The organism is 'Fragaria x ananassa' phyllody phytoplasma (assembly GCF_018274325.1).
In the GTDB taxonomy this organism is placed as follows: Bacteria; Bacillota_I; Bacilli_A; order Acholeplasmatales; family Acholeplasmataceae; genus Phytoplasma.
The window spans coordinates 1-1,752 of the sequence record NZ_JAGVRH010000025.1; the positions used below are offsets into that span (position 1 = coordinate 1).

General features: G+C 25.3%; 2 protein-coding genes and 1 pseudogene. All 3 read right to left on the reverse strand.

Annotation, left to right across the window (positions count from 1 at the left end; translation table 11 throughout):
• Window positions 1–410: pseudogene (locus J8J04_RS03015) on the reverse strand (DnaB-like helicase N-terminal domain-containing protein); the annotation flags it as partial.
• A 51-nt stretch (window positions 411–461) separates the two neighbouring features.
• Complete coding sequence (locus J8J04_RS03240) at window positions 462–1,046, reverse strand: phage terminase large subunit family protein (protein ID WP_225885844.1); 585 nt, start codon at window positions 1,044–1,046, stop codon at window positions 462–464.
• A gap of 426 nt (window positions 1,047–1,472) precedes the next feature.
• Window positions 1,473–1,613 (reverse strand): hypothetical protein, encoded by a 141-nt coding sequence (locus J8J04_RS03245; protein ID WP_225885845.1) that lies wholly within the window; start codon window positions 1,611–1,613, stop codon window positions 1,473–1,475.
• Window positions 1,614–1,752 lie beyond the last annotated feature (139 nt).

The window sequence follows — 1,752 nt, forward strand, 5'->3', positions numbered from 1 at the left end:
AAACCTTCTATTTGGGTTTTAACTGTTTGTAAATAATTATGAATGTTTTTAGTTTTTGATATTTCACTAGGTAATTGCTGGATCAAAGTTAATAAATCTCTTTTTTAATGAATTTTCTTTAATTAAATCAATATATGTTTCTAAATGTTGACTCGAAGGAGTCATGTCACTTAACTCAATTAAATAATTAATCCCTCCGATTTTATTTAAATGATTATTGTTTTTTAAAATAGAACTTACAGAAATATAATCAATATCATGATTTTTTTTTTAAGTTGTTTCATTGCTTCAAAAATATAACGATGACTTGGGTTGGCAAAATTGTTAGTATTAATCAAACTTATAACAGCATTTATTTTTTCGGGATTTAAAAACAATGTTCCTAATAATGCTTGCTCCGCTTCTAACATTTATCCTCCTTTTTCAATTTGGGCATAAAAAAATAGCCAAACTGTTTATTTTTAATCAATAAACAATTTGGTTATTTTGTTGTTCTTAACTGGTTTCATTTTTTTGGGGTACTTCAAAATACAATTATCTTCTATATATTCATGGAACCTATGATTATTATTACAAGACCATTTACAATAATCTTCAAATGAAATATCAGGATTAACTAAAAAAATACTTAATCTATTACGCATTAAAACAGTTCTTTTAGGAGCATATTTAACATTATATTCAAAACCTCTTTGACCACCTATAATATTTTTTAACAAACCAACACGTCTAATTTCAGGTATACTTATATCATCAAAAATACTTACTTTATAAGCGTTTTTATGATTTTCTTTGCTAAAATCAAACTCACCTCTGGTATAATTATAGTGAAGGTTTAAATGTGATAAATAACTTAATATGAATTCGGTTTTACCAAGTCTACTAGGTCCTTCAATCACAATAGATTTAATTCTTTTATCTGATAATTTAGAATTCATGATGTTTAATTGTGAATTTATAGCATCTATTATCTTTTTAGTTTCAGAGTTGGTTTTGAATGAATCAAAAGAATATGCTGCGTTGCTAAATTCTTCTTCTTCATCCAACTCTTCATCTTGTTTGATGAACTTTTTTTTTAAAATTCGATCAATAAAATCTATTTGTTCATAATAAAAATCACGGTCTAAATCTTTAATAAAAGCATCAAGAGATTTTTTAACTTGATTAAAAGTTAATTTTTCATCATGATAATACTCATCTTTTAACCTAACGATTTCATCATAAATTAATTGTTTACGTTCTTCTTTTTGATTTTGACGAACGTATTTTTTGTGTCTAGGGGTGCCTTCTTCGATGAAGTCGCCATCTTTTTTTTTATATAGTCAATTGATTTTTCGATATCACGAGCAGTTTCAATTTTAGGATGAAAACCTTCAATATCAAAATATCTTTGACTTTTAATAATTATTCTTTTCGTTAATTAAAATAAAACATGAGTATGAATTTCTTTATGGTCTTGATGGTTTTCGGTATTAGAAATAATATATGAAATTTCTTTTTTTTGAAACAATCAATTCTTTAATATGATTATGGATTTTATCTTTACCCAAAGGACATTTGGAATAAGTTAAAAAGATATCTTTTGCATCTAATCTAAATTTAGTTTTTTTCATTTTATATTCTCTTTCTTGAATAAAACCCTATTAATTTAGGGGCCTTTTTTTATTTATCTTTACTTAATAATTTATAGTAATAAAGTCATAACTGGTGCCATTTGACCCAAAGATGCACCCAAAGATGCAAAGATAGGAG

Coding starts and splice junctions, on each gene's coding strand:
- J8J04_RS03245 (WP_225885845.1), bottom strand. CDS start 1,613: ATGAAAAAAACTAAATTTAGATTAGATGCAAAAGATATCTTTTTAACT.